Origin of the sequence: Pseudoalteromonas sp. T1lg75 (assembly GCF_002964705.1) — a bacterium.
Taxonomy (GTDB): Bacteria; Pseudomonadota; Gammaproteobacteria; order Enterobacterales; family Alteromonadaceae; genus Pseudoalteromonas.
The window spans coordinates 375,873-402,016 of sequence record NZ_PQCD01000033.1 but is presented as its reverse complement, the minus strand read 5'-3'; the positions used below and the strand labels follow the sequence as shown (position 1 = coordinate 402,016).

Annotated in this window: 26 protein-coding genes; 2 read left to right on the top strand and 24 right to left on the bottom strand. The window is 53.0% G+C overall.

What is annotated here, in order from left to right; genetic code table 11:
* Positions 1 to 28 precede the first annotated feature (28 nt).
* Both ahpF and ahpC read right to left on the bottom strand, forming a co-directional pair.
* On the bottom strand, positions 29 to 1,582 hold the full coding sequence (gene ahpF, locus C2M36_RS08365) for an alkyl hydroperoxide reductase subunit F (protein WP_105254510.1): 1,554 nt from the start codon (positions 1,580 to 1,582) through the stop codon (positions 29 to 31).
* Between the two features lie 74 nt (positions 1,583 to 1,656).
* The gene (gene ahpC / locus C2M36_RS08360; protein ID WP_105189139.1) at positions 1,657 to 2,226 is read right to left on the bottom strand and encodes an alkyl hydroperoxide reductase subunit C; all 570 of its coding nucleotides are present in this window, start codon (positions 2,224 to 2,226) and stop codon (positions 1,657 to 1,659) included.
* Positions 2,227 to 2,541: 315 nt separating this feature from the next.
* On the opposite strand from ahpC, the gene C2M36_RS08355 reads away from it, so the two are divergent.
* The gene (locus C2M36_RS08355) at positions 2,542 to 3,561 is read left to right on the top strand and encodes a PliI family lysozyme inhibitor of I-type lysozyme (RefSeq protein WP_158678891.1); all 1,020 of its coding nucleotides are present in this window, start codon (positions 2,542 to 2,544) and stop codon (positions 3,559 to 3,561) included.
* 247 nt (positions 3,562 to 3,808) lie between these two features.
* Here C2M36_RS08355 and C2M36_RS08350 read toward each other — a convergent pair whose 3' ends face one another.
* The 9 genes from C2M36_RS08350 to C2M36_RS08315 all read right to left on the bottom strand — a co-directional run bounded on the left by C2M36_RS08350 (position 3,809) and on the right by C2M36_RS08315 (position 8,324).
* A complete protein-coding gene (locus C2M36_RS08350) occupies positions 3,809 to 4,171 on the bottom strand; it encodes a hypothetical protein (RefSeq protein ID WP_105254508.1) in 363 nt (120 codons plus the stop codon).
* 144 nt (positions 4,172 to 4,315) lie between these two features.
* A complete protein-coding gene (locus tag C2M36_RS08345) occupies positions 4,316 to 4,771 on the bottom strand; it encodes a macro domain-containing protein (RefSeq protein ID WP_105254507.1) in 456 nt (151 codons plus the stop codon).
* A 68-nt stretch (positions 4,772 to 4,839) separates the two neighbouring features.
* On the bottom strand, positions 4,840 to 5,085 hold the full coding sequence (locus C2M36_RS17125) for a DUF6868 family protein (protein ID WP_105254506.1): 246 nt from the start codon (positions 5,083 to 5,085) through the stop codon (positions 4,840 to 4,842).
* 111 nt (positions 5,086 to 5,196) lie between these two features.
* A complete protein-coding gene (locus tag C2M36_RS08335; RefSeq protein WP_105189144.1) occupies positions 5,197 to 5,487 on the bottom strand; it encodes a DUF6966 domain-containing protein in 291 nt (96 codons plus the stop codon).
* 15 nt (positions 5,488 to 5,502) lie between these two features.
* Complete coding sequence (locus C2M36_RS08330) at positions 5,503 to 5,991, bottom strand: DUF523 domain-containing protein (RefSeq protein ID WP_105254505.1); 489 nt, start codon at positions 5,989 to 5,991, stop codon at positions 5,503 to 5,505.
* Positions 5,992 to 6,140: 149 nt separating this feature from the next.
* On the bottom strand, positions 6,141 to 6,458 hold the full coding sequence (locus C2M36_RS16800; protein ID WP_158678890.1) for a hypothetical protein: 318 nt from the start codon (positions 6,456 to 6,458) through the stop codon (positions 6,141 to 6,143).
* 21 nt (positions 6,459 to 6,479) lie between these two features.
* A complete protein-coding gene (locus C2M36_RS08325; RefSeq protein WP_105254504.1) occupies positions 6,480 to 7,118 on the bottom strand; it encodes a Vat family streptogramin A O-acetyltransferase in 639 nt (212 codons plus the stop codon).
* Positions 7,119 to 7,179: 61 nt separating this feature from the next.
* Positions 7,180 to 7,689 (bottom strand): GNAT family N-acetyltransferase, encoded by a 510-nt coding sequence (locus C2M36_RS08320; protein WP_105254503.1) that lies wholly within the window; start codon positions 7,687 to 7,689, stop codon positions 7,180 to 7,182.
* Positions 7,690 to 7,865: 176 nt separating this feature from the next.
* Positions 7,866 to 8,324, bottom strand: coding sequence for an HPP family protein (locus C2M36_RS08315; RefSeq protein ID WP_105189149.1), 459 nt, complete (start codon positions 8,322 to 8,324; stop codon positions 7,866 to 7,868).
* A 96-nt stretch (positions 8,325 to 8,420) separates the two neighbouring features.
* Between C2M36_RS08315 and C2M36_RS08310 the strand changes: the two genes are divergently transcribed.
* Positions 8,421 to 9,005: a TetR/AcrR family transcriptional regulator gene (locus C2M36_RS08310; RefSeq protein WP_234399127.1), complete on the top strand. Its 585-nt coding sequence runs from the start codon at positions 8,421 to 8,423 to the stop codon at positions 9,003 to 9,005.
* 22 nt (positions 9,006 to 9,027) lie between these two features.
* On the opposite strand, the gene C2M36_RS08305 is transcribed toward C2M36_RS08310, so the two are convergent.
* From C2M36_RS08305 to C2M36_RS08240, 13 genes are all read right to left on the bottom strand, one after another.
* Positions 9,028 to 9,435: a GFA family protein gene (locus C2M36_RS08305; protein WP_105254502.1), complete on the bottom strand. Its 408-nt coding sequence runs from the start codon at positions 9,433 to 9,435 to the stop codon at positions 9,028 to 9,030.
* A gap of 425 nt (positions 9,436 to 9,860) precedes the next feature.
* Complete coding sequence (locus C2M36_RS08295; protein WP_158678889.1) at positions 9,861 to 10,526, bottom strand: SapC family protein; 666 nt, start codon at positions 10,524 to 10,526, stop codon at positions 9,861 to 9,863.
* Between the two features lie 22 nt (positions 10,527 to 10,548).
* The gene (locus C2M36_RS08290) at positions 10,549 to 12,120 is read right to left on the bottom strand and encodes a tryptophan halogenase family protein (protein WP_234399126.1); all 1,572 of its coding nucleotides are present in this window, start codon (positions 12,118 to 12,120) and stop codon (positions 10,549 to 10,551) included.
* Positions 12,117 to 13,610: a Na+/H+ antiporter NhaC gene (gene nhaC, locus C2M36_RS08285; RefSeq protein WP_234399125.1), complete on the bottom strand. Its 1,494-nt coding sequence runs from the start codon at positions 13,608 to 13,610 to the stop codon at positions 12,117 to 12,119. The genes C2M36_RS08290 and nhaC overlap by 4 nt, the downstream gene beginning before the upstream one ends.
* A gap of 82 nt (positions 13,611 to 13,692) precedes the next feature.
* Positions 13,693 to 14,847 (bottom strand): saccharopine dehydrogenase family protein, encoded by a 1,155-nt coding sequence (locus C2M36_RS08280; protein ID WP_105254499.1) that lies wholly within the window; start codon positions 14,845 to 14,847, stop codon positions 13,693 to 13,695.
* Positions 14,848 to 14,858: 11 nt separating this feature from the next.
* Complete coding sequence (locus C2M36_RS08275) at positions 14,859 to 15,926, bottom strand: saccharopine dehydrogenase (RefSeq protein ID WP_105254498.1); 1,068 nt, start codon at positions 15,924 to 15,926, stop codon at positions 14,859 to 14,861.
* Positions 15,927 to 16,024: 98 nt separating this feature from the next.
* Positions 16,025 to 18,745, bottom strand: a complete 2,721-nt coding sequence (locus C2M36_RS08270) for a TonB-dependent receptor (protein WP_105254497.1) — start codon at positions 18,743 to 18,745, stop codon at positions 16,025 to 16,027.
* A 217-nt stretch (positions 18,746 to 18,962) separates the two neighbouring features.
* Positions 18,963 to 19,937, bottom strand: a complete 975-nt coding sequence (locus tag C2M36_RS08265) for an aldose epimerase family protein (protein WP_105254496.1) — start codon at positions 19,935 to 19,937, stop codon at positions 18,963 to 18,965.
* Positions 19,934 to 20,956, bottom strand: a complete 1,023-nt coding sequence (gene galE / locus C2M36_RS08260) for a UDP-glucose 4-epimerase GalE (protein ID WP_105254495.1) — start codon at positions 20,954 to 20,956, stop codon at positions 19,934 to 19,936. The genes C2M36_RS08265 and galE overlap by 4 nt, the downstream gene beginning before the upstream one ends.
* A 24-nt stretch (positions 20,957 to 20,980) precedes the next feature.
* Positions 20,981 to 22,246: an NAD(P)/FAD-dependent oxidoreductase gene (locus C2M36_RS08255; RefSeq protein ID WP_105254494.1), complete on the bottom strand. Its 1,266-nt coding sequence runs from the start codon at positions 22,244 to 22,246 to the stop codon at positions 20,981 to 20,983.
* A gap of 21 nt (positions 22,247 to 22,267) precedes the next feature.
* Positions 22,268 to 23,836 carry a sodium/sugar symporter gene (locus C2M36_RS08250; RefSeq protein ID WP_105254493.1) on the bottom strand — a complete coding sequence of 523 codons (1,569 nt, stop codon included), beginning with the start codon at positions 23,834 to 23,836 and terminating at the stop codon, positions 22,268 to 22,270.
* A 16-nt stretch (positions 23,837 to 23,852) separates the two neighbouring features.
* Positions 23,853 to 25,004: a galactokinase gene (galK, locus tag C2M36_RS08245; RefSeq protein WP_105254492.1), complete on the bottom strand. Its 1,152-nt coding sequence runs from the start codon at positions 25,002 to 25,004 to the stop codon at positions 23,853 to 23,855.
* Positions 25,004 to 26,062 (bottom strand): UDP-glucose--hexose-1-phosphate uridylyltransferase, encoded by a 1,059-nt coding sequence (locus C2M36_RS08240; RefSeq protein WP_105254491.1) that lies wholly within the window; start codon positions 26,060 to 26,062, stop codon positions 25,004 to 25,006. Before C2M36_RS08240 ends, galK begins: the two co-directional genes overlap by 1 nt.
* Between the last annotated feature and the right edge of the window lie 82 nt (positions 26,063 to 26,144).

Below are 26,144 nucleotides of genomic sequence, written 5' to 3'. Positions count from 1 at the left end.
GGGTGTAAGTGCAGTAGCTGGTTAGGCTTTACTCCTGGTGATGACGGATCAGGTAGTCAAAGGCGCCCAGGCTGGCGGTGGCACCTGAGCCCATGGCAATAATAATTTGCTTAAAGGCGGAGTTGGTGGCATCGCCCGCCGCATACACGCCCTCTACATTGGTGGCACCGCGATTATCCACTTCGATTTCGCCGAATTTTGACAAGGTCACGCCGCTTTCTTTCAACCATTCGGTGTTGGGCACCAAACCGATTTGTACAAATACCCCGGCAATGCTGAGCTGATGCTGCTCGCCCGTGTTGCGATCGGTATAGGCCAGCGCCGTTACCTTATTGCCATCGCCCAGCACCTGTGTGGTTTGCGCGCTTTTAATGATGGTGATATTGGCCATGCTCTGCGCCTTGCGCACCAAAACCTCATCGGCACGCAGGGTATCGGCAAATTCAAGTACAGTGACCTGCTCTACGATATTGGCCAGATCAATGGCCGCCTCAATACCCGAGTTACCACCGCCAATTACCGCCACGGGCTTGCCTTTAAACAAGGGGCCGTCACAGTGCGGGCAGTAGGCCACTCCGCGGCCGCGATATTCGCGCTCACCGGGCACGTTCATTTCACGCCAACGGGCACCGGTGGCCAGGATCACGGCCTTAGCCGTTAAGGTGGCGCCGTTTTCAAGCTCAATGTGGTTGCCATTGTCACTGTAAAGTCGCGATGCACGCTGGTTATCAATCACGTCCACATCATAGTCTTTAACATGCTCCTCAAGCTGGGCCACCAGCTTAGGGCCTTCGGTGGCCTTGACCGAGATAAAGTTCTCAATCGCCAGGGTATCGGCAACCTGGCCGCCAAAGCGCTCCGCCACCACGCCGGTGCGCAACCCCTTACGAGCCGCATAAATGGCCGCGGATGCACCGGCCGGACCGCCACCAACAACCAGTACGTCATAGGGGTCTTTTTCATTTAACAGCTCGGCCTGACGGGCACTGGCGCCTTCGTCCACCTTGGTGAGGATATCGTTTAGGCTGATGGCGCCCTGGCTGAAAACTTCACCGTTTAGGTATACCGTGGGCACCGCCATAATATTGCGGGCCTCCACTTCCTCCTGGAATAAGGCGCCATCGACCATGGTAGTGGTGATCCGTGTGTTCAGTGCCGCCATGGTATTAAGGGCCTGCACCACGCCCGGACAGGTCTGACAGCTTAAGGAGATATAAATCTCAAAATTCAGTTCCTTATCCAGTGCTTTAATTTGCTCAACCTGAGTCGCATCGGCCTTGGTGGCAACGCCACCACTGTGCAGTATGGCCAGTACCAAAGAGGTAAACTCATGGCCCATGGGCACACCGGCAAAGGCGATGGCCGTACCCTGCTCGCCCTTAACCGTCATCGATGGACGGCGGGCTTGTTCGTCGTTATTTGTACTGACGCGAATGCGCTCGCTTAGCGATGCAAGATCATTGGCCAGCGCCTGTAATTCGTTACTTTTGTTCGTGTCGTCGAGGGCAAGAACCAGCTCTATGTCACCCGTCAACGTACTAAAATGGCTTGATAATTGATTTTTAATTGCAGTGTCTAACATGGTTTGCCTCAACAATTTAGAAGAAAAAGGCGGTGTCTCCACCGCCACAGTCTGGCTTATTTAACTCGGACGACTTAGATTTTGCCGATTAAGTCCAGTGAAGGCGCAAGCGTCTCTTCACCTGGCTGCCATGAGGCCGGACATACTTCACCATCGTGAGTGGCGATGTACTGAGCGGCTTGAACCTTACGCAGTAGCTCTGACGCGCTGCGGCCAATGCCCAGGTCATGCGTTTCAACGACCTTGATTTCACCCTCAGGGTTAATCACGAAGGTACCGCGCAGTGCCAGACCTTCTTCTTCAATCATTACCCCGAAATTACGGGTAATTTGACCTGTTGGGTCGCCAATCATAGGGAATTGGATTTTCTTAATGGTGTCTGATGCGTCGTGCCATGCCTTGTGGGTGAAGTGGGTGTCGGTTGATACCGAGTACACCTCTACGCCCATTTCCTGTAGCTTGGCATAGTGGTCCGCCAAATCGCCCAGCTCAGTAGGACATACAAAGGTGAAGTCCGCCGGGTAGAAGAATACGATTGACCATTTACCCAGTAGATCCTGCTCGCTCACCTCGGTGAAATCGCCATTGTGGTAGGCGGTGGCTGTGAATGGTTTGATTTTTGTGTTGATTAAAGAGTTGCTCATTTTATCCTCTCATTTATCTTAATGATTTAAGTGATTTAGTGCGGGAAGTACCTTCCCCGCTGGCTTGATTACTAAGATAACGATGAGCAATCGATAAATAAAATTGATTGTTTAGATTACTTCAATCGTATTTTATGATTGATCTTGGGTGCAAATGATCTGCCCCTTTATTTTTCAGGGTTATCCACTCACAAAATTCAGGGCAAATCATGGACATGAGCCAGCACAAACTAGGCTAGCTCGCTGGGTAAAGCCATTATTCTATGCTAGATTGACAAGTCTCTTCTTTAGAAACAAAGCAACAAGATGCCGCTTATGATCAAGAACACCCTTATTCTCGCCTTAGCCATGAGTGTGGCGGCTTGTCAGGATGAACCTGAGGCCACTAAATCAGCCCAAATGCCTGCCAAAGCAAACACGGTGGAGGATGCCAAAACCAAGCCTGTGCCAAGTGCATTCAACCCTGCCGGTAATTATGTCAGTGGCGAATACCACAAACGCGACCAAGGTTATGACTGGATGGCGGTACAGGTTAGCCAAATTGGACCAGACGAAATCAATGTATCAATACGCTCTCGTATCGATAGAAAGCGCCCGACCTGTACCTACACGGACACGGCACAGCGATTAAGCGACACCCGCTATAAGGCCGAAACCCAGGGCACCGCCATACTCTTTGACTTCACTGAGCAAGGCATTGAAATCAACACAGAACACCCTGAAGCCGAAGGCATGCTTAATTTCTTCTGCTCCGGCGGTGGCTCGATTAAGGGCGGCTACAGCAAGCTGAGTGAGCCTTTGGATAACAGCCAGCTGGACCAAAGCATATTCAATAAAACTCTGGTGTTACAAGGTATTGGCTTTAATGTCACGTCTTTTAAGGGCGAAGGTGAAAACCGGCTAACCATAGCGCCTTTTGGTTTATCCATCAGCAATGAGGCGGTCAGCCATGGAATTAATGGCCGTGTGGTGGGCGCCGAGATTGAAGACTTAAACTCCGATGGCTCTCCCGAGCTCTTGGTTTATACCCAATCCGATGGCAGTGGCAGTTATGGTGAGGTGATCGGCTATTCGGTGAATAACAAAAAGTCCATGAGCCAGATTTATTTTCAACCCGTGACCGAGCAACCTAAGATCAGCGCCGGCTACATGGGCCATGATGAGTTCGCCATTGTAGAAACCTCTCTGGTGCAGCGTTTCCCTGTTTATGGCGAAAACGACACCAATGCCGGGCCGACGAAAAAAATGCGTCAGGTGCAGTACAAGCTGGTCGATGGCGAGGCAATGCGTCGCTTTGTTATCGATAAGGTGGTGGAGCTGGATTTACCTCAGTAATGACTTTACTAAGACCGCCTTTGGGTGTGGGCGAGGCCTTTGCCGATAGATCTTGTCGCGTTGGGCGACGAGCGACCAAAGCAAGGCTTCGCAGCGCAAATTCAAACGGGAGGAGCCTGATAGTCTGCGTTTTTTAGTGAATGGGTATGGCTAAAAACTGATATCAACGCCGTTGAAAGGGCATACAAGCCAACGGCTTGGCTGTAACGCGCAGGCCCGAAGGGCTGGAGAGAACTTGACAACCTTGCTAGGCATTTCTTTCCAAATCATCCGTATACTTTTTAAGCCCTTCAGCGTACCACTTTAGAACCAGTATTTGCCTCTTTGAAGGCTTTTTCATCCAGGAGAAAGGCTTTCTATGGTTAGGGAACATGAACATAAGAGGCATAACCAATAAGGAAATAACACCAAAGCCAGATACAAGTGCACCCAATCCAAAAAACAAAATTAGAACCCACAACTTTGGTGATAAAGCTGTGTATGGGCCGACCAATATTTCTGGGCCAAATAACTTAACTGCAACAGCTTCACCACCGTATACTCCAGCTACACCAGCGGATAATGTAATCCCAATTGTAACTACAAATAATAGAGCTCTTTGAATCAACATTTCAGATGCCTAATAGGTTATTAGTAATTCCTTATAAGGTAGCTTACCTTGTAAGCTTGATACCTTCCACGGTACACGGTTCACTTTAACTGGACCATATGTAAGGTGCGTTGAGGCGCGCTAAAAACCGCATGTCAAAGTTCGTTAGGGTGCGAATTTCACTAGGGTATGGTTTTCACCAGCTAGCTCGGTTTCAATAATTTGCGCTATGACATTCCAGTCACCGCCCGCCAGCCCAGCGCCAATTAGAGGGTAACCAAAGCGAGAGCCACCGAACTCTTTTTTAAGCCGCGAAAAGACACTTTGGATTGCTTGGTAGTCTGCTTTTACACCGCGTCCATGCCCATTAAACTGGGTGTAAGCATTGATGACAGTTATGGTGTTACCGTTTCTTTCAACACTAGCTTGAGAATAAGTACCCAGTTTTTGTTTTAAACCTTTTTCAGTATCCAGGTCGGCCTTGAATGCTTCAGGAAATTCAGCTTTTATTGCTTTTGCAATACCTGCCCCCATGGTGCAAAAACAATTGCACCCATGAATGATGACATCAAATTCACCAGCCAGGGCGAGTTTTATTAAATCACCTTCTACGATTTTCATTATTACTCCCTGGCATCAGAGGCTTGTTTCACAGTTCCACCTTAACACCTTATTATGCTGAGCTTTGTCTATCCCATTAACTTGAGTGCGATATAGGGTGTAAGGTTTAAAAGCAATATACCGAGTTTATAATTACCCATGAAATTAAAGTATATACGTGGCAATTCGGAAGGCGCGACGTCTGCAATTTTACTGTGAAGATTAATAGTGAAATCTTTAAATACCAAAATAAAAAATGCGGACAGCAAATAAAAAGCCAGATTTATTACAGTACACCAACCGAAAAAAGCAGTAAGTTCATTTACACCGAGCATAATTTATATCTCCGTTGTTTGGGTTCACCCTAACGCGCCGCTAAGGGGCTGCACTTTAGCGCGTACCGCATCGACCTTGAGGGCGAAGTCCGACATGACCTCAGCACCTTGTTAAGTGATAAATTCATGATTTTCCTTAATGTAATTTGCCAGGTCCCAAGCCTTGGACCTTAAAAAACAAAACCTTTCATCTTTTTCTTTGCTTGATTGGATCCAAACATCATTAAATGAACCCAGCCCGCCATAGCCAGCCAACAAATGCTCTATCCCTGAAAAGTCAGACTTTTTTAATCGGGTTTCAGCAAGGAGCAAAAATTTAACCCAATGCTCTTGGTCATCTTCTGATGTTAACTGTCGAAGCTCGGTTAAAACCTCAATTAATTGATTCGTTTTTTCACCCATACATATCACGCCGTGTTAGCTATCTTGTTCCAGCTCTGCTCTAAGGCTAGCTATGGTATATTGACTGAATACGCGAATACCCTCACGTTCTAGTAATGCGGCCGTTACTCCCAAACCATCTACTTTAGTGCCGCTAAATGTACCATCGTAGATTTTTGCACTACAGCAGGAGGGGCTGCCCTCAGCGAGCACCGCGTACTTTATTTGTTGTTCTTGGCATAGCTTCAACGCATTTTTGGCGCCAACAATAAACTGATGAGTGACATCAACACCATCATTGCCCACAACACTTGCAGCACCTTGCAGGACGTCAACTCCTTGACCTGCGATTATTTCAGCCGGGGCTCTGGGAATGGGTAAACCTGCCGAAACTTCGGGACAACAAACCACAAGTTCAACACCTGTTTGCAGCCAATTTAAATCAGACTCTGGTACAGATAAGCAACTCGCATTGTAGCGAACCTTGTTTCCAAGCAAGCACGCACTGACTAACACCTTTTCCAAGTGTAGCTCCTTAAATTTAAAAAATAGCTAACGCGGCGGATCGCCTTGTTATAAATTATTTTGGTACTTTGTCGCCCCAACCAAAACACCCCCATCAAAGTCTTCAATGCAAGCAAACACGTTATCATCTCCCTGATACGAAACGCGCGCTAGCGGTTTGCATGGGTAAAGAGGTGATTAAACTTTCTAACCAGGCCGATAAAAAGGGCCGCCACCAGGGTAACAACGACAAACTGGCCAATAAAGAGCAGCGCGAGCTTAGGCCAAAAACTCACTTCTTCTGTGAATAAGGGGTGCCACACATGGATCAGAGTCAAATTTCCGGGAAACAGCAACACCTGAATTCCAGGCATGGGGCCGCCCCAGTAATCCCACAGATTCCAACTAAGGGTGAAGGCGATCGCGCCAACTACAAGGGCAACAATGCCAGCAGAGATGGCGAGGGTAAGAGTTTTAACCTGGGTCATGGTGCTGGTTAATACTGCCCTTTACGGCTTATTGGCTTTGCGCAGTGCCGCCAGATCACAGCCCACAATTGCTTCTAAGTGTTGTGTAATTTTTTCGGCGCTCCAGTCCCACCAGGCTATTGCTAAAAGCTCTTTGATTACGCTTTCATCGAAGCGGTATTTAATGACCCTGGCTGGGTTGCCGCCGACCATGCTGTAGGCTGGAACATCGGCCGTTACCACAGACTTACTTGCAATGATTGCGCCATCACCCACTTTAACGCCGGGCATAAGAGTGGCGTCATAGCCAATCCAGACATCGTTGCCAACTTCGGTATCACCTTTATAAGGCAGATCGCCCGGCTTGGGCATCACCTTATCCCAACCGTTAGCAAATATCTGAAACGGGTAAGTAGAAAAGCCGGATACCTTATGATTGGCGCCATTCATAATGAATTTTACATCCTTGGCTATGGCGCAAAACTTTCCGATTATGAGTTTGTCGCCGATAAACGGGAAATGATAAAGCACATTGCTTTCGAACCGCTCTGGCCCTTCGGGGTCGTCGTAATAGGTGTAGTCCCCGACAATAATATTTTCAGACGTAATAAAGTTCTTTAAATACCCTACTTGGGGAAACCCTTTCATGGGCTCTTTATCTTCTGGGCTTGGTCCGTTCAAAATGCCTCCATGAAGCCTGTGACGTTAAGATATATTCTTGCGTTATTTTATAGGTACTTGCTTACAAGCTGCGGTACTCAAAGAGGTTATTTTCTAAGCCATACAGCTCCTGGGTCCCTTTTAAATTAAAGCCGATACTTTCCAACAAGTGCATGGATCTTAGGTTATTTGGGGCGGTAACGGCCAGCACTGTTTGCATGCCGCGCTTGACCACCGCTTGTTTTAACAGAGCTTCGGCCGCTTCCCTAGCATAGCCCTTGCCGCAAAACTCGGGTAAAAACGCGTAGCCCAAATCCGGATAATCCAACTCTTCCCTTTTTAATAACCCGCACATGCCTATGGCTGTTGATTCACCTTTTAACTGCACCAGGTTCAGGCCAAAGCCATGGTTTTTGTAACTGGCCATGGGGCCATTTGTCAGATGGTTTATCGCATCTTCCCGGGTACGAACCTTCTTATCGCCAATATAACGTAGAAAGGACTCGTCATTGAGTAAGTGCAGAATAAACTCGGCATCACTTAAATCAAGTTGCCTGATGGTCAAGCGCTCGGTTTCACATACATGCCTCATTGGGTTACCTCGAATATTAGGCAATAGCTAATAGCTTAGTGGCGGGAAAGGTGTCACGTGAGTGCGTTTAAAAGCTTCCCTGCTCGTTTATTGCTCCATTGATAACAAATAGCTTAACCTTTTGCCAGCACTGGCTGATAACCTCGCCGTTGTCAGCCAGCCTCAGCTCCCCTTTGTCAGTTAGCCGTTTTTTGGTATTGCTTCAGCACCATCTGCATACCTTTACCGACCAAAACGATCAAAATCGCCCCCACCAGCACCGGAGTAAAAAGAAACGACCAAGTTTGCCCCGACAACATAATCAGCAGAGGGTTAGCGCCTGCGGGCGGATGGGTGGTTTTGGTTACCAGCATGGCACTGACGGCAATGCCAGTTGCTAAAGATAATGTTAAGGGTGATACCTCCAGATATTGGCTGAAGAATACACCAACAAATGCAGTAATTAAGTGACCCAGAATCACGTTTTTTGGTTGCGCTAGTGGGCTCTCCGGCACGCCAAAAACGAGTACCGCCGTCGCTCCAAACGGAGCCATAAGTAAGGCCACATTGCTCATTGTGGCGTCAAAAAAAGAAAGTAAACCTATGGCCAGGAAAGCACCCACACCCGCAATAACCGATAACACTAGATTGTTCATTTAAAACTCCCAAAAAAGTAGACCACTCTGTCTACCTCGCATTAATGTAGACAATTCGGTCTACCTTTGTCAATATGCATATAAAGGAGGCACCCCATGAGCCAAAAACGTCAATTGCTGGTAGATACAGCCCTCACGCTTTTTTATAGAAATGGAATTAACTCTATTGGTATCAATGAAATACTGAATGTTTCCGGCGTTGCCAAGCGCACACTCTACGCTTATTTTCAAAGTAAAGAGGCTTTGGTGTTAGCCGCCTTGCAGCAACGACACGATACTTTTGCCGCCTGGTTAGAAACAGTGTTGACGGGAGCTAAATCAGATGAGGAAGTTGTCCTGAAATTATTTTCGGCATTGGAAAGTTGGTTTAACGGTGGAGAATCCCAACTCGGAGACTTTAGGGGCTGTTTTTTTATCAATACCTCGGCGGAGTTTAGTGATGTTAACAGCGATATCCTTCGCTTTTGTCATCACCATAAAGAAGCGACTCGCGAAATCATCGCTCGCCACCTCAAGAGCGCCGATGGCCTATTGCTTGATGCCATTTGCCTGATGAAGGAAGGAGCCATTGTCAGTGCTCATCTGGCGGGAAAAAACAACTTATTACGAAAAGGTGCATCGACATACTGCACACTTTTGCAACCAAAAGTCCCGAGTAAACGGTGGGTATCAAACACCTAAGTTGGCAAGCTACCAACTGCGCCTATTTTCGTCCGGGCTCGTGCTTCTCATAACGGGGAAGCATCAGATCCAAGTCTTCCCAGTTTGCCTTAGAAGTTACAAAATTATGGGAAATGGGACGCTCGGAAATATCACTGTCCAGGGCTCCTAGACGAAGACGGTATCTTGTTGGGGATTGCGCGTTTGCACTATAGATGGGCGCGCCGCATGTTTTACAAAAGTATTTTCGCTTACCCTCACTACTTTCAAAAAAAGTCAGCGTACCGTTATTATCCGTCAGCTCCAGCTCATCGGCATTTATAAAGCCATTAGTAGCGTAGGCACTGCCACTGGCCTTGCGGCATAACGAACAGTGGCAGTGAATGATGTCCGTCACACTGCCATGCAACAAAAACTGGATTGAACCACACAGACAACTTCCTTTGTACATCGCTTTTCCTTATTAGCCGGAAACCCCCTCACCGTTTGATATTGATGAGGGTATAAATAGCTTATTTTTCTTTTAGTTACAGAGTGCCTCAGCGGCGATTAGACATCAAGCAAAGAAAAATGATGGCTGGCAATATCAAAGCACTCACGCAGATAAAAACGGTGGGCGGGGAAGCGCTGCACACCGGAGTCGAGGTGGATTTGCGTGTATTGATTGGCCTGAGCGTAGCCCTTAAACCAGCAGATAGCCCTGGGCCTGTTGCTTTTTCACCTGCTCGGTCAAGGTCTCAGGCGTGTATTGACCACGCACTGCCATAAGACTTCAAGTACCTCAGTGTACACTGCTGGGACATCCTGATCTTGTGTTAAGAATTTCACCTGCATATCCCTGTTCCCTTTTTATCAATATGGTTAATCCTTAAGCTATCAGTACCTCGAACCGCAGGCAAGTGCGCCCGCCAGTTTGATATCCACCAGCTTTTTAAGGTGCTCTCGGGAAGCCGCCAAGGCATAAAGCAGGTCGGACTCAGAAGCTGACAAACTTCCCGGCTGCAAACCACCAAGACGCGCAATGTCTATGGTGTATAGCCCTTCCACCCGCAGCAGACTGCCATCCGGCCTAGTAATTTCAAGCGCCAACGACTCCAGTAAAACATTTTTCTTGAGCTTTTCGATAAAGTCATGGTTAACCTGATACCCGCGGGCTACCCCCACCAACAGATCCACCTTGTGCTTGAGAAAAGCCGTGGCGCGTCCTTCCTCAAACAGAGCATGCCCATGCTGCGCCTGTACGCGCCCGTCGCCGATGTCCAGCATAAGTTCCGGTAAGCCGTTTGGGTGGGCAGGCGCCTGAAGGTATAAGGGTTGCGCCTGCAATTTCAGCGGCAGGTAACAGCCCCGCCAGATATCACCGGCGTAGTAGAGATTCTCATTCGGCTCCAGCCCCAGCACAGCGACAGCTTGCATCGAGGTGCCGCCATCCTGCTCGATAAAAAGCACAGGGTAATCCGCTGCCGCCTGGCCCCACTCGGAAAAAACCAGGTCGCAGAAATGCAGGTGGCGGTTACGCGCTAATCCACCCTCCTCAGTCACTTTGAGCGTCCCATGCCGGTCACTACTTAACTTCTGCAAGCGAAAATCCATGCTTCACCTCCTCTCGTATCTTGTCCAGCAGCGCACGGTTGCTCGGTAAGCCAGCAAGGTAGCGCTGCGTTTTAAGCCTATTTTCCTCAAACAAGCGCTCGGCATAAGCCGTTTCACCTTTGTGATTGGCTCTCCCCTGTGGACGCCAGCCCATGCCCGCCAGCACATAGAGGTAGCTGGCCGCGGGAAACACCTCTCGCTTGCGCTCGAAATCATATTCGCTCGGGGCACGGCTGCGCCACAACAGCAAACGCTCGCGCAGACTTTCCGACATACTCGACTCTCTTTGGTTGTCACGCCAGAAGTCGCTGTCCCGGCGAGCGCTGGCAACATAATGCAGTTTTAAAAAATCGACAATTCCCTCCCAGTTGTAGCGCATGATCCGGTTGTATCTGGCTGCCACCAGGGGCATCTGCTCACGACAATCGGGCAGGAGGTCACACAAGGTGTTGGCGGCAATTTCCACCATGGACAGGGCCGATGCCTCAAGGGGCTCCAAGAAGCCCGCGGCCATACCAATGGCTACACAATTATTAACCCAGACATGCTCGCGAAAACCTGGTCGGATAGGTATGGAACGAAACGCTAGATCGGCGTCCAGATCCGCCCCCTGCGCTAATAAATAGTCTTGCAATACCCGCTCGGCCTCGCCCCTGCTTTGATGGGCACTGGAAAACACATGCCCTATGCCACGCCGTCCCGGCAAGCCTATGTCCCAGATCCAACCCGCCTGTTGCGCCGTAGCCAGGGTATGGCTGGCAATAACTTCGTCATTGCGAGTACGCGGCAACTGCACGGCCAGCGCAGTATCGGCAAACAGTTCGTCACCCTTGCCAATAAAATCCACTCGGTAGTGCTGCGCTATCAGCAGCCCCTGGCTGCCAGAGCAGTCGATAAAGAGATCCGCCCCAAGCGTACCCCCTTCTCGCGTACGCAACGCCTGAATGTCTCCATTCGGATATGACTCGACCCCGAGCACGTGATCACGCACATAACGTACGCCGAGCCGCTCGGTGCAATGTCGTTTGAGCAAGGAGGCAAACTTGCCCGCATCCAGGTGATAACCGTAATTAAGCACGCCTACATAGTCGGGGGAGTCGGCCAGTTTGGGCGCCAAACCCTGCTCGCAAACAACGGCCTGGCTGCCCACCGCCTCGGCGAACGGCACCCCGGGATTTGATGCCAGCCAATGGGGAGTGAGATCCAGATCGAAGTACCCCTGCGGCAGGGTAAAAGGGTGGTAATAGGTGTCATGCGCCCGTCCCGTGCCCCAACCAACAAATTTGGATCCCTGTTTAAAACTGGCATCGCAGCAGCTTAGAAATTCCGCTTCGCCTATGCCCATGGTCTTCAGGCTAGCACGCATGCTGGGCCAGGTGCCCTCACCGACCCCCAAGATCTGAACGTCCGGTGACTCAATCAGCGTGACTCTGACCCGGGTGCTGCCGGTTTTTCCGTGGCGCACCGCCAGCAAGCCGGCACAGATCCAGCCTGCGCTGCCGCCGCCGACGATGATAATCTCAGTTATTTTATCCGTCATCATGCTTCTTTCTCCCTTTGCGACATATTAGCGAACGGCGGTTGCTCGACGCTCTTTGTGGTCACCAGTCGTTTAATACGTAGACCAGCCAACGCACAAGCTATCCCTATCAAGGGTGACAGCCAGTTGAAAAAACAAAACAAGGCGTATTCGAGCGGGTTGATCAACAGCACGGATTGCATATAAGCGCCGCAGGTATTCCAGGGGATTAAGGCGGAGGTTACAGTGCCGCCGTCTTCCAGGGCGCGAGAAAGGTTTTCCGGCGCAAGTCCGCGGCGCGCATATTCTTCTTTGAACATACGCCCGGGCATCACTATGCCTATATACTGGTCGGCGGCGATGCAGTTGGTGCCGAATGCGGTAACTATGGTGGTGGAAATCAGACTGCCAGCGCTGCGAGTCACCCGAATTAGGCGCTGTACCAGGCAGGCCAGCAAACCGGTTCGCTCCATCACACTCCCGAACGTCATGGCGCAAATGATCAGCCAAATGGTGTTAAGCATGGAACCCATTCCGCCGCCGCTCAGCAGCTCGTTGATAACCGGGTCACGGGTTTCCAGCGCCACCCCGGCGTACATCACTTGCCAGACCACGGTCAGGTTCGCCGCCCAACCACTCAATTCTTCATGGGCCAGCAAGGTGACTAAATCAGACTGAAACAGCACGGCCCACACCCCGCCCATCAGCGCCCCCAAGCCAATAGCCGGAAAGGCCGGTACCTTTTTCATTGCCATGACCAGAGTAAATACCAGCGGCAGGAGCAAATACCAGGCGATGAAAAACTCCTCTTCCAAGCGGCTCATCAGGCTGTGGATCTGAGCATCGGCAATACCCACCCCGACCATTCGACCAAGCCAAAGGAACAACAGCAAGGCGAGCAGGTAGGCAGGCACTGTGCTCCAGATCATATTGCGGATATGCACAAAGAGATCGGCCCCAGCAACTGCCGGCGCTAGGTTGGTGGTATCGGAAAGGGGAGACAGTTTGTCGCCGAAATAGGCGCCGCTGATAATGGCCCCGGCCGTCACAGGTCCGGACGCTCCCAGACCGCTTGCCACCCCCATCAAGGCTACCCCTATTGTGGCCGCAACGGTCCAACTGCTGCCGATACACAGCGCAACCAGGGCGCAGATCAGGCTAGCGCTGACGTAGAAATAACTGGGCTCTAGCAGCTGCAAGCCGAAATAAATCATAGTCGGCACCGTTCCTGCCAGCAGCCAGGTGCCTATCAGAGAGCCGACCGCTAAGAGGATCAAAATCGCCCCAAGCGTCAGGCTGATCCCCTGCACTATCCCTTGCTCCATTTCCTGTCGGGTGTAGCCGTTTTTCAGCCCGATGAGGCAGGCCAGCCCGGCGCACAATAGCAGGACAATCTGGTTCGGCCCGGACGATGACTCATCGCCGAAAAAAAATACCGACATAAACAAGAGTATCAGCAGCGACATAAGGGGAACTAGCGCGTCCATTAATCCGGGAGTTTTATTGTTTTTCATCGTGTTCCTCTGGATTTGGTTCATTAAGCACAAGCGAAATACAAAAAACCCCGTGACACTGCAGCGTTCACGGGGTTTCTAATCAGGCTAGGTGGTCGGCATGGCCCAGGGATTCACCCAAGAGAGTCAAGCGCTCGAGCCAGGCATGGATCTGTTTTGGACAGTGAGGCGCGGCGCTAACCCCCGCAGGCAATTCGCCGGCCAGCACGGACTCGATGGCCAAACCAACAGGATAGGACACTAGGCGAGCCATGGCCTGCCCCTTGTCGTTACCGTGGGCGTCAATCTGATAGCTTTGGTGCCACACGGTCCGCCCTTCGCGTTTGACCTCCAGTTCAACGCACATCACCACACGATCTGCCTCGTTCGCTTCATAACTATAATTGCGTTCAAGCTCGGCGCTGATCTCGCTCAACCTAGCATCCCCTTGGGGACCGCTTAATCCACCGATCTCGTCGAACAGACCCTGCCAGGCCGTCGACCAGCCATCTAGGCGCAAGGTGCCGCGCACAAACTCCTGCACATCCCAGTCGGCCCCAAACTGATATTGCGCCATAAAGGGCAAGGAATCCCGGTTCGGGTAGGATTCAAAGGTTTCACTACCACCGCCTGGTAAACTGGCATGATAACGGCTCAGCGCCTCCCATGGCGCCTTAGAAGTTCGCACTTCCCCGTGCTCGCGCCATTGGGCGCTTGAGCGCAGCGCCTTCAGCACCCCGAGTGGCGACCAGCTGAACTTGTATTTGAAATCATTCGCGACACTCGGAAAACCGCCACAGTAAGAGCGGAAGTAATGCTGGTTGTCCGGGGCAAATACCTCGCTGGCGGTGTAGGCGTCGACCAACAAGTGGGCCAGCAGGTGATCCAGACCCGGGTCCAGTCCCACTTCATTAACAAAGCTGAGCCCGGCGTCTTTCGCCTTCGCGTGCAGCGCCTGCATCTCGGGAGAGATATAGCTGCTCGAAACAAAGTGAGCGCCCTTACGCAAACAGAGCTCGGCCACTTCAGGGTGCAGGGTCGCCGGTAACATAGAAACCACAACATCGCCGCTTTCAACCGCGCCGTCCAGCGCGTCCCAGGTTAGCGCGCGTACATCGAGCTCACATCCCTTCAACGCGAGCAGGGCTTTTTCCAATGAACGGTTCCACACGATCAGCGCCTGCTTGTTGCGCGCCAACTCTTTAATGCCGGGAACGGACGACAGGCCCGCTCCCAGCCAATGAATTCTAGCTGTCATAACTTTCCTTTTTAGATTTCTTTTGTCTTTTCTTTAAAAATCGTCAGCGCCCTGCTCCATACACCCGTTGCTAAGGCATCCAGGGTCAAAAGATGAGGGACCAGTTGAGCGCCGTAATCCTCACTGCTTTCCTTGGGCAGCAGGGACGGCAGATGATCTATGGCGATCAAATCGAGGCAAGGCTCCTCATCGATGCGAAGGCAAGGACGCGCAAACGTAGTGCACTCGCGGTAAAGCGGCAAGGGGTTGTAGCTGCCGTATGGGTCGCAGCTAACGTCGGCAATTAGAGATAAGCGTCTATCGGGCGTGTCCAGACTTGCGCGCGTCGCAAAGGGAGGTAAATCCCGGTTGATCAACACGCAATTGACTAGAATATCGACCTGGTTTATCTCGCTAAAGGGCCCGCCTTTTTGCGTTTCGGCCAGATCCCACTGTTTGATATCCAGAGCGAACGCCTTGCCAAGGTCAACCGCACCGCTGCCGCTGCGTCCCTTGGCGCCTATCACCATCATACTCGGCCGTGTTTTCAACCCGGCCAGGCGCGCATCAATTTCAGCCAACAATTGTTGCTTGTCGCGATACGCCGAAATGTCCGCCAGCGGCGGCGTCTGGCCGCTTTGCTGGTTTATCCAGCCCTTTAGCGCCAAGGCTGCACCGGCGAACCCGGCCCAATAACCGAACGCCGCAATCCGTCGCCCCTTGTCGTCGACCAGGTATTCCAGGTCGTACAGCTCGCCACCGCCTTGTTTGAAGCGCGTCAGCAGAGCCTTCCATCCCGCCTGCTCTTTATAGGCATGGGCGAAATAAATATGGCGGTGACGCAGCGGGAAGCTCTCTTCCGGCAATTCCTTTAGACCTAAAATAATGGCATCGAGCGGCGCATCGACCCAGCTGCCGGGCTCGGCAAACCGTACGCCGGTTTCCTGATAGGCTTCGGGCGCGAAGATCGACTGTTCGGATTTTTCCACCGTCACATCGAAACCGGCCGCAATCAGTTGACGTGCGCCTTCCGGGGTCAGGGCGGTGCGCTCTTCCTGCGGTTTGGTTTCCGCTCTCAGCCAAATATGTGCTTTGCTCATAAGGTTTAAATCTGTCTACTCAGTGAATTGAAAAAAGGGACGTCAAGGCCGCGACCCTGCGCCCCAGAGATAGGTATATCCGTATGCCCCAGGGGTGATTAGAACGATGCGCGCAGACCGATCGAATACCTCGGACCGGTTTCGATTATGTTGAGCACATGATTCTTATACAGACCGCGCTTACGCATGATCTCGTTGGTCACATTGATCCCTTCGAAAAAGACCGTCACGTTATCGTTGATGTCGTAGCTGCCGCTCACATCGACTTGGGCATAGTCTTCGACATAAATCGGCGCACCACCGGCCCAGTTAGTGGTCGACTGCATAAACTCTTCGCGGTTGTTGTAAGCAACCCGGAACTGGAAGGCATCTTTCTCATAGAAGATCACCAGGTTTTGCGAATCGCCTAGACCGGGCAAGGGCAAAGGATTATCGACCGTATCTGCACTCGACTCGCTGTCGACGAAGGTCATGTTAGCCATAACGCCCAGACCATCGAAGGGTTCAGGCAGGTAGCCGAAGCTATGCTGGAACGCCAGCTCCATCCCGTCTATGGTGGCCGAGTTAAGGTTCATGGGGCGGCTGACCGTATAGTCGTAAGAGCCGCTGGCCAGGTTCACGGTTTCGTGAGATACGCCGCCATCGATAAAGTTGTCTATGTCCTTTTTGAAATAGGCGACGGCCGCATAGCTCTGCGCGTCGAAATACCACTCCAGGCTGAGGTCATAGTTGGTCGACTCGTAGGGCGACAGTTTGGGGTTACCGCCCCCGGCCTGCAACGCATCCAGCTTACCGCCGCCATAGCCCGTGCTGGGCGACATTTCGGTCAAAGTCGGGCGAGTAATACTCTCTGAATAGGCCGCTCGGGCCACCAAGTCTTCCACCAGTTCAATATTGGCGTTTACACTGGGTAGCAGGTGGTCGTAGGAGTGACGCACTTTAATCGGCACATAGTCTTCGGATTCAACGGCCTGATAGTCGCCGGTACCATTAGGGTCAACCAGATCCAACAACGCTATCTGAGCGCCGCGCGATTCGGTGTCGGTTTCCACATAACGCAACCCCGTTACCGCCTGCCAGGGCATGCTCCCCAGCTCACCTTCGAATGACAGGTCGACATACATGGCGGTCACTGACTCGTTAACCTCGTAGGCATCGGGTTGTTCATGGGCCGTAAAGCCCTGGTATTTGGCGATGGTTTCGCGGGCCGCATCCGGGTCGTCCAAGCCGTTGATGCCCGCATCCGTCAGCAGAAAGTCCATAAACTCGTAAGAGTCAAAGATCAGCCACTGATCAGCGGTTTCGCCGCTCACACCGGACAAGAAACCATCCGCATCGAACAGGGTAAAGAGTTCATCGGGCAGGTCGACGCCCTCAGGATAACCACCGTGCAAAACGCTTACCCGCCAGTTGGTTTCCGAATACACACTAGACAGGGTGCGATCTGAGTAATAGGCGCCAAAATCCATGGCAACCAGGGGACCCGCATCCAACACCCATTCGGCATCAAGCTTGGCTTCAAGCACTTCGTCCTTGACGTCGGTACCGAAAATGCTTGCCCAGTTTGAGCTGACAATACTCGGATCGAGATCCTCAGCAAAGGTCAGGGTCGGCAGCTCGGCGCCCGTGCTGTTATCAAAAGAGTAGCTGTTGAAAAAGCCGGCCACGGTATCCGTGGTGCGTCCGCCGTTAAGAGACTCCGCATCCGAATAAGACAAGTCGGCCACCAATTTCAGGGTATCATTGACCTGCCAATCCATATTGACAGCGGCGGCACGGGTAGTGGTCGGGCGGTAAGAAAGGCGATTCAGGTAATCGGTTGCACTGCTGCGCGCCGAGTCGAGTTTTACTATGGTTTTGTTTTCATCCAGGGTGGCGTCGACTATATTGGCGTTATCGAACCAGTGAGCCAGAATATCCTGGCGGTAGCTGACGTCATAGCGGGAATAGAGCAGATCCGAGCTCAGCATTAGGTCGTCCGACGGCTGATATTGCAACACCAGGTTGGCGCTCTTACGCTCGCGGTTTTCTCTTTGCACTATCTGATCGTAGTTGCGCGGCATAAAGACATCCGAATGCTCGGTGCCATCTTCCAGGCTCAGGTCACGAACTAGGTAGCCGAAGGTCTGGCCATTGTCGCTGCGGCTATCGCGGTCGCTGTAGGCAACCGATGCCAGCACGCCAAAGGTATTGTCGGCAAAGGTGTTGCTGATCAAACCGGAGAAGGTCGGATTGTGCGAGTCGGACATTTCATCATAGGTGTCCTTGATGCTGCCGACCGCCTTAAATTCCTTGATCGTCAATGGCCTATGTGTGGTGATGTTAACCGTAGCACCTATACTGCCCTCTTGCAGCTTACCGGTCTGGGTTTTATGTACTTCGGCGCCGTTGATCAACTCTGAGGCCAGGGTGTCGAAACTGAATGCCCGGCCACCACTGATGGTCGCCATGGTACGGCCATTCACCAGCACGGAGTTGAACTCCGGGCCTAGACCTCGCACACTGATCAGCTGTCCTTCGCCCCCCTCACGATCGATGGCGACCCCGGAAATACGTTGCAGGGACTCGGCCACGTTCTGATCTGGAAACTTACCTATGTCCTCCGAGGCGATGGCATCGACCACACCCTCGGACGATTTCTTTACATCCATGGCCCGCACCATACTGGCGTGGATGCCGGTAACGGCGATCACCTCGATATCGTTTTCTTTCTTGTCTTTGGTTTCGGGTGCATCGGCCGCGTGCACAGCGCCGGACAGGCCTAGCGCGAGCATAACCCCACGGGAAAGATGACTTAGTTTTGGTTGTTTGTGATTCATTGTTTGTATCCCTTGATGACGTCGCGGTTCATTCTTGGTTTTGTTACTTAAAAGCGCCGGTTTTGTGACCAGCTAATCGAATACTATACCGGCGATTTTTAAATTACAATATTTATACTACAAATAATATTTATAATATTGGATCCAATATACTTAATAGGGACAGAAGCATGGTGCGGTACAATGGCGACGCAAACGAGCGTCGCCGGTGAAAAGGTTAGCGTCGGGTTCGGCTGAATCTGTAACTGACACGGCGGCGGTAAAGATCACCGGGCGTCAGCAGTGAAGAAGGAAAATCGGGCCGGTTAATAGCGTCGGGAAGGTTTTGCGCCTCAAGGCAGAGCGCCTGATACGGCCTGAAAGGCGGCTCCAGATACTGCCCCGTATAAAGCTGCATACCGGGTTGATCCGTACAGATCTCCAGCTCGATACCATGGTGGCGTCCGCGTAAACGAGCTGACACGCTGTGTTGCGCAGACAACAAATAGCAATGATCGAATCCCGAATTACTCGCCAACTGATCGTGCTCTAGATTAGCCAGCCGCTCCCCGACCCAGGCAGGCGAGGTGAAATCGAACGGGCTCCCAGCCACGGGCTGTGGCCTCGTCAGAGGAATACCGCCTTCTACGGGCAGGTAGCGGGAGGCAAAAAGCTGTAAACCAAGATCCGCCACTGCGCTCTCACCCAGGTGGAAATAGGCGTGATTACACAGGTTAATCGGGGTCGGCGCATCGCTTGTCGCCTCAAACTCGATTGTCAGCCTGTTATCGTCATCAAGCAGATAACGCACCCTGGCACAGACCCGACCGGGAAAGCCCTGATCACCCGATGGCGAGATCAGCGCCAGTACAGCCTCGGTGGTGCTAAGCATAGGCTTAACGAAGCTCCACTGCCGGGCGGAAAACCCGCTTTCGCCGCCATGCAGGCAATGCCCGCCACTGTTACGGCTGAGGCTGAACGTCTGCCCACCGAGCTTGAAGCTCGCATTATTAATACGGTTGCATACCCGGCCCACGGTTGCCCCAAGATAGAAGGGATCCGTCTCGTACTCCTCTATTCGATCGTAGCCGAGTATCATGTCCAGCATCCGGCCTTCGACCGGAATACGGACAGCACCGATACGCGCCCCGCTCGCCAGCAGATCAACCTCCATGCCGTTGCGGTTTTTCAGTGTATGGCGCACCGGATTCATTCGGACCCACTCGCATAGCCGTCAGGGTTTTGCGACTGCCAACGCCAGGTATCCGCCATCATGTCGTCGAGTCCCAAGCTTGCTCGCCAGCCTAGTACCCGTTCGGCAAGCCCGGGCTTGGCATAACACACTGCAATATCGCCGGGTCGGCGTGGTGCAAATTCATAGGGCACGGCTCGGCCGCAAGCTTTGGAAAATGCGTTAACCATTTCCAGCACCGAATAGCCACGTCCCGTGCCGAGATTAAAGGTGTGGCATCCCGGCTTGCCGTGCAGCGCCTCGAGCGCCTTTACATGGCCACTTGCCAGATCCACCACATGGATATAGTCCCTGACGCCCGTTCCGTCGCGAGTGTCGTAATCGTTACCGAACACGGACAGGCGCTCGCGCTTACCGACCGCCACTTGGGCTATGTAGGGCACCAGGTTGTTAGGAATACCGCTCGGATCTTCGCCGATAAGTCCCGAACTGTGGGCGCCGACCGGGTTGAAATAACGCAGTAGTACCACGCTCAGGGTGGGGTCCGCTGCCACCACATCCCGGCACATACTCTCCACGACCAGCTTGGTCTGACCATAAGGGTTGGTAGTGCGCAGCGGCGCGCCTTCGTCAATCGGCACAATATCTGGGTCACCGTAAACGGTTGCCGACGAGCTGAATACCAAGGTTTTAACCCCATGCTTTTGCATCAACTCCAGCAGCAAACGAGAGCCGTTTACATTGTGATCATAATAGGCAAGCGGATCTCGGGTTGACTCACCGACCGCCTTGAGACCCGCAAAGTGGATCACCCCCTCTGGCGCATGTTCGGCAAACACCTGGTCCATGGCGGCGCGGTCACGAATATCCGCCTTAACGAAGGTCAGTGTCTTTGCACTGATCGATTCCACCCGGCTTAATGCCTCCCTGTGGCTGTTGCTTAGATTGTCCACCACAACCAATTCGTACCCGGCCTGCAACAACTCAACACAGGTATGGGAGCCGATGTAGCCGGCTCCTCCTGTAACCAATACCTTCATAAATACTCCCTAAAATTCAGTCTATTAAATGCATAATTCGGCGCCATGCAAGGCCGCGGCGCCGAGGTCGTACCCCAGACCCTTAATACGGTTGAACGCCTCCCGCCGGGTTGGCTCGAGGGGAACCGGAAGCGTATCGGCGTCCCCGCTCAACAAAAAGTCCGCCAGCGCACTGCCAAACAGGGTACCCGGACAAATCCCTCGCCCAGAATAGCCATACAGGCTGTAAGCACCTGGGCCGATTTCCACTATGTGGGGCAGATGATCTCGGGTGTAGGCAATGCGCCCATACCAGGCATGTTCAAACCCAGGAAAATCGAGTTCAGGGTAAAGCAGGTGCAACTGACGCCGAGCCCAACGGGTGTGGATCTCTCCCTGCCATCCGCCCAGCTTGCCAACCGCCCCCAGTATCAGTCGTCCGGCGGCGTCGCGCCGCCAGGAACTCATGACGGGCGCAGTATCCCAGCATCCCTGGCGTTCAGGCAGGATGTTGCGCAGCGCCGCGTCACTCAGCACGGCTGTTGCCACCTGGAAGTAATGTACCGGAGTAAAGGCCGGCGCGGGACAACCTGCTATCCAGCTGTGATATGCGTTGGTCGCCACGACCAGAGCGTTACAGCGCACGCTTTCCCCGTTGACATCAAGCTGCCAGGCCGAGTCGCGGCGCGTCACCGCATCGACCCGCGCACCTTGGTAAATTTTAACCCCGGCCCGCATTGCCGCCCGAGCCAGTCCCCGCGCATAGGCCAGGGGCTCAATGGTGCCTGCGGTGCTCAGGTGGAGCCCACCCGAATATCTTGAGGAACCCGTTTTAGCCTCCAGTTCATCCGCATCAAGAAGCCTGGCTTCCACCCCAAGTTCAGCGTATTGGCGCTGACGTCGCGCCAGTTCTACTAGTGATCCGGGACGATGGGCGCAATGCAGGGTGCCGGTGCGGGTGGGTTCACATTCGATGCGGTGCCGTTCGATAAGCTCGAACACCCGGTCCGGCCCCTGCGCCAAAAAGGCGTTCAATTTACCGCCTTTCCTGGGTCCGAGCCGAGCCAGAACTTCGTTAGGCTCCAGCCAGAGCAGGGCATTGACTAGGCCGACGTTGCGCCCCGAGCCGCCATGGCCTATCTGTTCAGCCTCAAACAGGCTGACTTGTGTCCCCTGCTCTGCCAGCCTGAGGGCGCAGGCGAGACCGCTAAACCCGCCGCCGATGACAACCACGTCCGTGCTGTGGCCAACCGGCGCCACCGTGTCCAGCCTCAGTCTTGGCGCACTCGCCCACCACAGGTTCTCAGTCATGACACCGCTACCGCCATAAAGCTACCACCACAAGGTGTAAAGACTTGCCAGGATCACCACCACGCCGAACGAGGCCAGATTAAAACTGCGCTCGGTCGAGAAGCTGACCTCATCGAGGCTGACACAGGCGTCCGTGTTCACTTGCGCTTTACGCCCCAGTAAGGAGACACCTACCATCAGCAGCAGGCACATTAAGAAAACCAGCCCCATACGGTCCATAAACGGCAGATCAGGGAACGCCAGGCGAAGGGCGAACGAGAACACCGCAGAGCCGAGCGCCGCCGACAAAGCACCGAGCGATGTGGCTTTACTCCAGAACATGCCGAGCAGAAAGATGACTACAATCCCCGGGGTAAATACACCGGTAAATTCCTGAATATACTGGAATGCCTGATCGAACTTGCCAAGCAGCGGCTCCGCCATGATAAGGCCAATGCCCAGCGCTATCAGGGTTGTCACTCGACCGACCATGACATAATGACGCTGGCTCTTGTCGGGGCGGGCCGGACGGTAAATGTCCATGGTGAAAATCGTTGAAATACTGTTGGTCATGGAGGCTAACGACGACACTATGGCCGCAACCAGGGCCGCAAAAACCAGTCCCTTAATACCCACCGGCATCAGTTCCATCATGGATGGGTAGGCTTGATCTGCCGCCGGGAGATCCGGATACAGCACCACAGCAGCAATACCGGGCAGCACCACTATCAGTGGCATCAGCAGCTTAAGGTAGGCGGCCAACGCTATGCCCTTTTGCGCTTCCTGAATGTTCTTTGCCGCCAATGCACGCTGGATAATGTATTGATTGAAGCCCCAGTAAGACAGGTTCATCACCCACATGCCGCCGACCAGCACAGAAATACCCGGCAAGTTGATGTATTGCTCGTTTTGTGGCGACAATATCATATCGAAATGATCCGGCAGACGTTCGGTCAGAGTCGCAAATCCCTGCACCAAGCCGTGCCCGTCGGCGATCTTGTCGAGGGCCAGATAGCTCAGCATCAGGCCGCCGAAGATCAACAGCACCACCTGGATAATGTCCGTATAGGCCACGGCTTTAAGTCCGCCATACAGGCTGTAGGCAATAGAAAAAGTCGCCAGAAACAGCATGCCGTACCACCAGTCGACCCCGGCCACTGTTTCGATTGCCAGGCCGCCGAGCCAGAGCACTGCGGTCAGGTTCACAAACACGTATACGGTCAGCCAAAAGAGCGCCAGGGTGGTTTTCACCCTGTGATCGAAGCGCTGCTCCAGGTACTGCGGCATGGTGAAAATTTCATTTTTCAGAAAAATGGGCAACAGATATTTACCCACAATGACCAGGGTAATGGCCGCCATCCACTCGTACGAGGCTATGGCCATGCCCACCACGAAGCCGGAACCGGACATGCCGATGATCTGCTCGGCGGAAATATTAGAGGCGATCAGCGACGCGCCAATCGCCCACCAAGGCAGTGATCTGCCCGCAAGAAAGTAATCCTTGGTATCGGCGCCTTCGCGTTTATCGCTGCGGGAGATCCACCAAGCAATGATTAGAAGCCCTAGGACGTAGACGACAAATACGCCCGCATCAAACATATCTAGTTTCATAGTTACACCTGTTGTTTTAATTATCGGTCAATTCTTTTTGCGCAAACGCGCCGTCGACGGCATGACACAAATAGATATCGGGTGTGAGACCGGTCAGCGCTTCGTAGCGCTCGCGCACGGCCGTTTCGGCTCGGGCCAGAGCGGCCTTGCTGCCGAGTGCCACCACACAGCCTCCGAAACCACCGCCGGTCATACGCGCCCCGCCCTCTTCGCCGATCGCCTCGGTCAGAATCCCGACCAGGGCGTCGGTTTGTGCAACCGTGACTGCAAAGTCTTCTTTGAGTGACGCGTGAGACTCAGCCATCAAACTACCGACCCGTTTGAGGTCCTGTGCCTGCAGGGCCTCAAGCATGTCCAGGGTACGCTGGTTTTCGCCGAGCACGTGCCGGGCGCGGCGGTAGTCCGTCTCGTCGAGTTCGTGACGGGCCGCTTCCAGCATGGCCAACGTCACTTCCCGCAAACTGGGCTGGCCCAGATGACGGGCGACTGCCTCGCACTGGCGGCGACGGGTGTTGTATTCGCTGTCGACCAGGCCGCGCTTCACGTTAGAGTTGACGATCAGAATCCCAAGATCCGCCGGTAACTTGGCATAACGCCGGCTCAGGTTGCGGCAATCGAGCAACAAGGCCCTACCGCTGCGTCCTTCGGCGGAGATAAGCTGATCCATGATGCCGCAGTTGCAACCGACGAACTCGTTTTCCGCCTGCTGCCCCATCAGGGCCGCAGTCACCCCGTCCAGCGCCAGGTCGTAAAGGGAAGCAATCGCTCGCAGCAGGGCCATTTCCAAAGACGCCGACGAACTTAAACCGGCTCCGCGCGGCACATTGCCGGAAATGGCGAGATTGGCGCCTGCGAAATCGGGAAAGCGCGCCTTCAGCGCCCGCAGGCAACCGCGAATATAGTTGCTCCAGGTCTGATGCTCGTCGAACTCTATGTCGTCGAGAGAAAAGATGACCTGGCTGGCGTCAAGATCCAACGCGGTCACACAGATCCGGTTGTCGGTTCGCTTTGACGCAGCAATGTCGGTACCGAAATTGATCGCCGCAGGCAACACGAACCCCAAGTTGTAATCCGTATGGTCGCCCATCAGGTTGACCCGTCCTGGAGCATGGCATATCACCTGAGCCCGTTCCCCATAAAGGAATTGAAATTTGTCTTTTATCGCCATTATTCAGCTTCCTTATAATGTAAGGGGGACACTGCCCTAAGACGCTCGGCCGCCTGCTCCGGCGTAATATCTCGCTGCGCCTCAGCCAGCATTTCATAGCCCACCATGAATTTTTTAACCGTGGCAGAGCGCAATAGGGGCGGAAAGAAATGAGCATGCAGAGTCCAGCCCGCATGGTCCTCGCCGTCGAACGGCGCACCGTGCCAGCCCATGGAATAGGGAAATGTGGTTTGGAATAGGTTGTCGTAGCGCACGGTGATCTGGTGCATGATATCGGCGAGGCTCTGCTGCTGGCTGTCGTTGAGCTCCGTCATACGGCGCACATCAAAACGCGGCAACACCAGAGTTTCAAAAGGCCAGGCCGCCCAGTAAGGCACCACCACCAGCCAGTCGTCATTAGCGCAGACTAGGCGCTCCTCACAGCGCATTTCTTTGTCCGCATAATCGCGAAGCAAGGGCCTGCCATGCTCTGCCAGATAGTCGCTAAAATGGCGACGCTTTTGCTCCGCCAGGGTCGGCAGTTGCTGCTGCGCCCATACCTGGCCGTGGGGGTGCGGGTTGGAACAACCCATAACGGCGCCTTTGTTCTCAAAGACCTGAACCCAACGATAGCGCTCGCCCAGCTCTTTGGTTTGCGCCTGCCAGGTTTTCACAACCTCGGTCAGGGCATCGAGAGAAAGCTCCGGTAGACTCTTGGCATGATCCGGCGAGAAACAGATCACCCGGCTTTCCCCCTGCTCCGCAATCATTCGAAAAAGGGGGTCGTCGGATATCGCCTCCGGGGTGTCCGGCATAAGTGCAGCAAAGTCATTTTGAAAAACAAAAGTGTTTTCGTAATGCGGATTGACTTCTCCGCTGATCCGAGTGTTCCCCGCACACAGATAGCAGGCTGGATCATGAGCTAGTTTGTCCTCTTGGTGAACTGATTCCTGCTGTCCCTGCCAGGGACGTTTAGCACGGTGCGGCGATACCAGCACCCATTCTCCGGTTAACGGGTTGTACCTGCGATGCGGGTGTTCCCGCGGGTCAAATGTGTGATTTAAGTCGATCTTTGCCATACAGATTTTCCATACGAGGGTACTAAATATCGACCATCCTATTATAATATTATTTATACTACAATATATTTTATATTGAATT

Excerpts from the sequence above, each read along its gene's own strand:
- ahpF (WP_105254510.1), bottom strand. The coding sequence starts at position 1,582 with ATGTTAGACACTGCAATTAAAAATCAATTATCAAGCCATTTTAGTACG.
- ahpC (WP_105189139.1), bottom strand. The coding sequence starts at position 2,226 with ATGAGCAACTCTTTAATCAACACAAAAATCAAACCATTCACAGCCACC.
- C2M36_RS08355 (WP_158678891.1), top strand. The coding sequence starts at position 2,542 with ATGATCAAGAACACCCTTATTCTCGCCTTAGCCATGAGTGTGGCGGCT.
- C2M36_RS08350 (WP_105254508.1), bottom strand. The coding sequence starts at position 4,171 with ATGTTGATTCAAAGAGCTCTATTATTTGTAGTTACAATTGGGATTACA.
- C2M36_RS08345 (WP_105254507.1), bottom strand. The coding sequence starts at position 4,771 with ATGAAAATCGTAGAAGGTGATTTAATAAAACTCGCCCTGGCTGGTGAA.
- C2M36_RS17125 (WP_105254506.1), bottom strand. The coding sequence starts at position 5,085 with ATGCTCGGTGTAAATGAACTTACTGCTTTTTTCGGTTGGTGTACTGTA.
- C2M36_RS08335 (WP_105189144.1), bottom strand. The coding sequence starts at position 5,487 with ATGGGTGAAAAAACGAATCAATTAATTGAGGTTTTAACCGAGCTTCGA.
- C2M36_RS16800 (WP_158678890.1), bottom strand. The coding sequence starts at position 6,458 with ATGACCCAGGTTAAAACTCTTACCCTCGCCATCTCTGCTGGCATTGTT.
- C2M36_RS08320 (WP_105254503.1), bottom strand. The coding sequence starts at position 7,689 with ATGAGGCATGTATGTGAAACCGAGCGCTTGACCATCAGGCAACTTGAT.
- C2M36_RS08315 (WP_105189149.1), bottom strand. The coding sequence starts at position 8,324 with ATGAACAATCTAGTGTTATCGGTTATTGCGGGTGTGGGTGCTTTCCTG.
- C2M36_RS08310 (WP_234399127.1), top strand. The coding sequence starts at position 8,421 with ATGAGCCAAAAACGTCAATTGCTGGTAGATACAGCCCTCACGCTTTTT.
- C2M36_RS08305 (WP_105254502.1), bottom strand. The coding sequence starts at position 9,435 with ATGTACAAAGGAAGTTGTCTGTGTGGTTCAATCCAGTTTTTGTTGCAT.
- C2M36_RS08290 (WP_234399126.1), bottom strand. The coding sequence starts at position 12,120 with ATGATGACGGATAAAATAACTGAGATTATCATCGTCGGCGGCGGCAGC.
- nhaC (WP_234399125.1), bottom strand. The coding sequence starts at position 13,610 with ATGAAAAACAATAAAACTCCCGGATTAATGGACGCGCTAGTTCCCCTT.
- C2M36_RS08280 (WP_105254499.1), bottom strand. The coding sequence starts at position 14,847 with ATGACAGCTAGAATTCATTGGCTGGGAGCGGGCCTGTCGTCCGTTCCC.
- C2M36_RS08275 (WP_105254498.1), bottom strand. The coding sequence starts at position 15,926 with ATGAGCAAAGCACATATTTGGCTGAGAGCGGAAACCAAACCGCAGGAA.
- C2M36_RS08270 (WP_105254497.1), bottom strand. The coding sequence starts at position 18,745 with ATGAATCACAAACAACCAAAACTAAGTCATCTTTCCCGTGGGGTTATG.
- C2M36_RS08265 (WP_105254496.1), bottom strand. The coding sequence starts at position 19,937 with ATGAATCCGGTGCGCCATACACTGAAAAACCGCAACGGCATGGAGGTT.
- galE (WP_105254495.1), bottom strand. The coding sequence starts at position 20,956 with ATGAAGGTATTGGTTACAGGAGGAGCCGGCTACATCGGCTCCCATACC.
- C2M36_RS08255 (WP_105254494.1), bottom strand. The coding sequence starts at position 22,246 with ATGACTGAGAACCTGTGGTGGGCGAGTGCGCCAAGACTGAGGCTGGAC.
- C2M36_RS08250 (WP_105254493.1), bottom strand. The coding sequence starts at position 23,836 with ATGAAACTAGATATGTTTGATGCGGGCGTATTTGTCGTCTACGTCCTA.
- galK (WP_105254492.1), bottom strand. The coding sequence starts at position 25,004 with ATGGCGATAAAAGACAAATTTCAATTCCTTTATGGGGAACGGGCTCAG.
- C2M36_RS08240 (WP_105254491.1), bottom strand. The coding sequence starts at position 26,062 with ATGGCAAAGATCGACTTAAATCACACATTTGACCCGCGGGAACACCCG.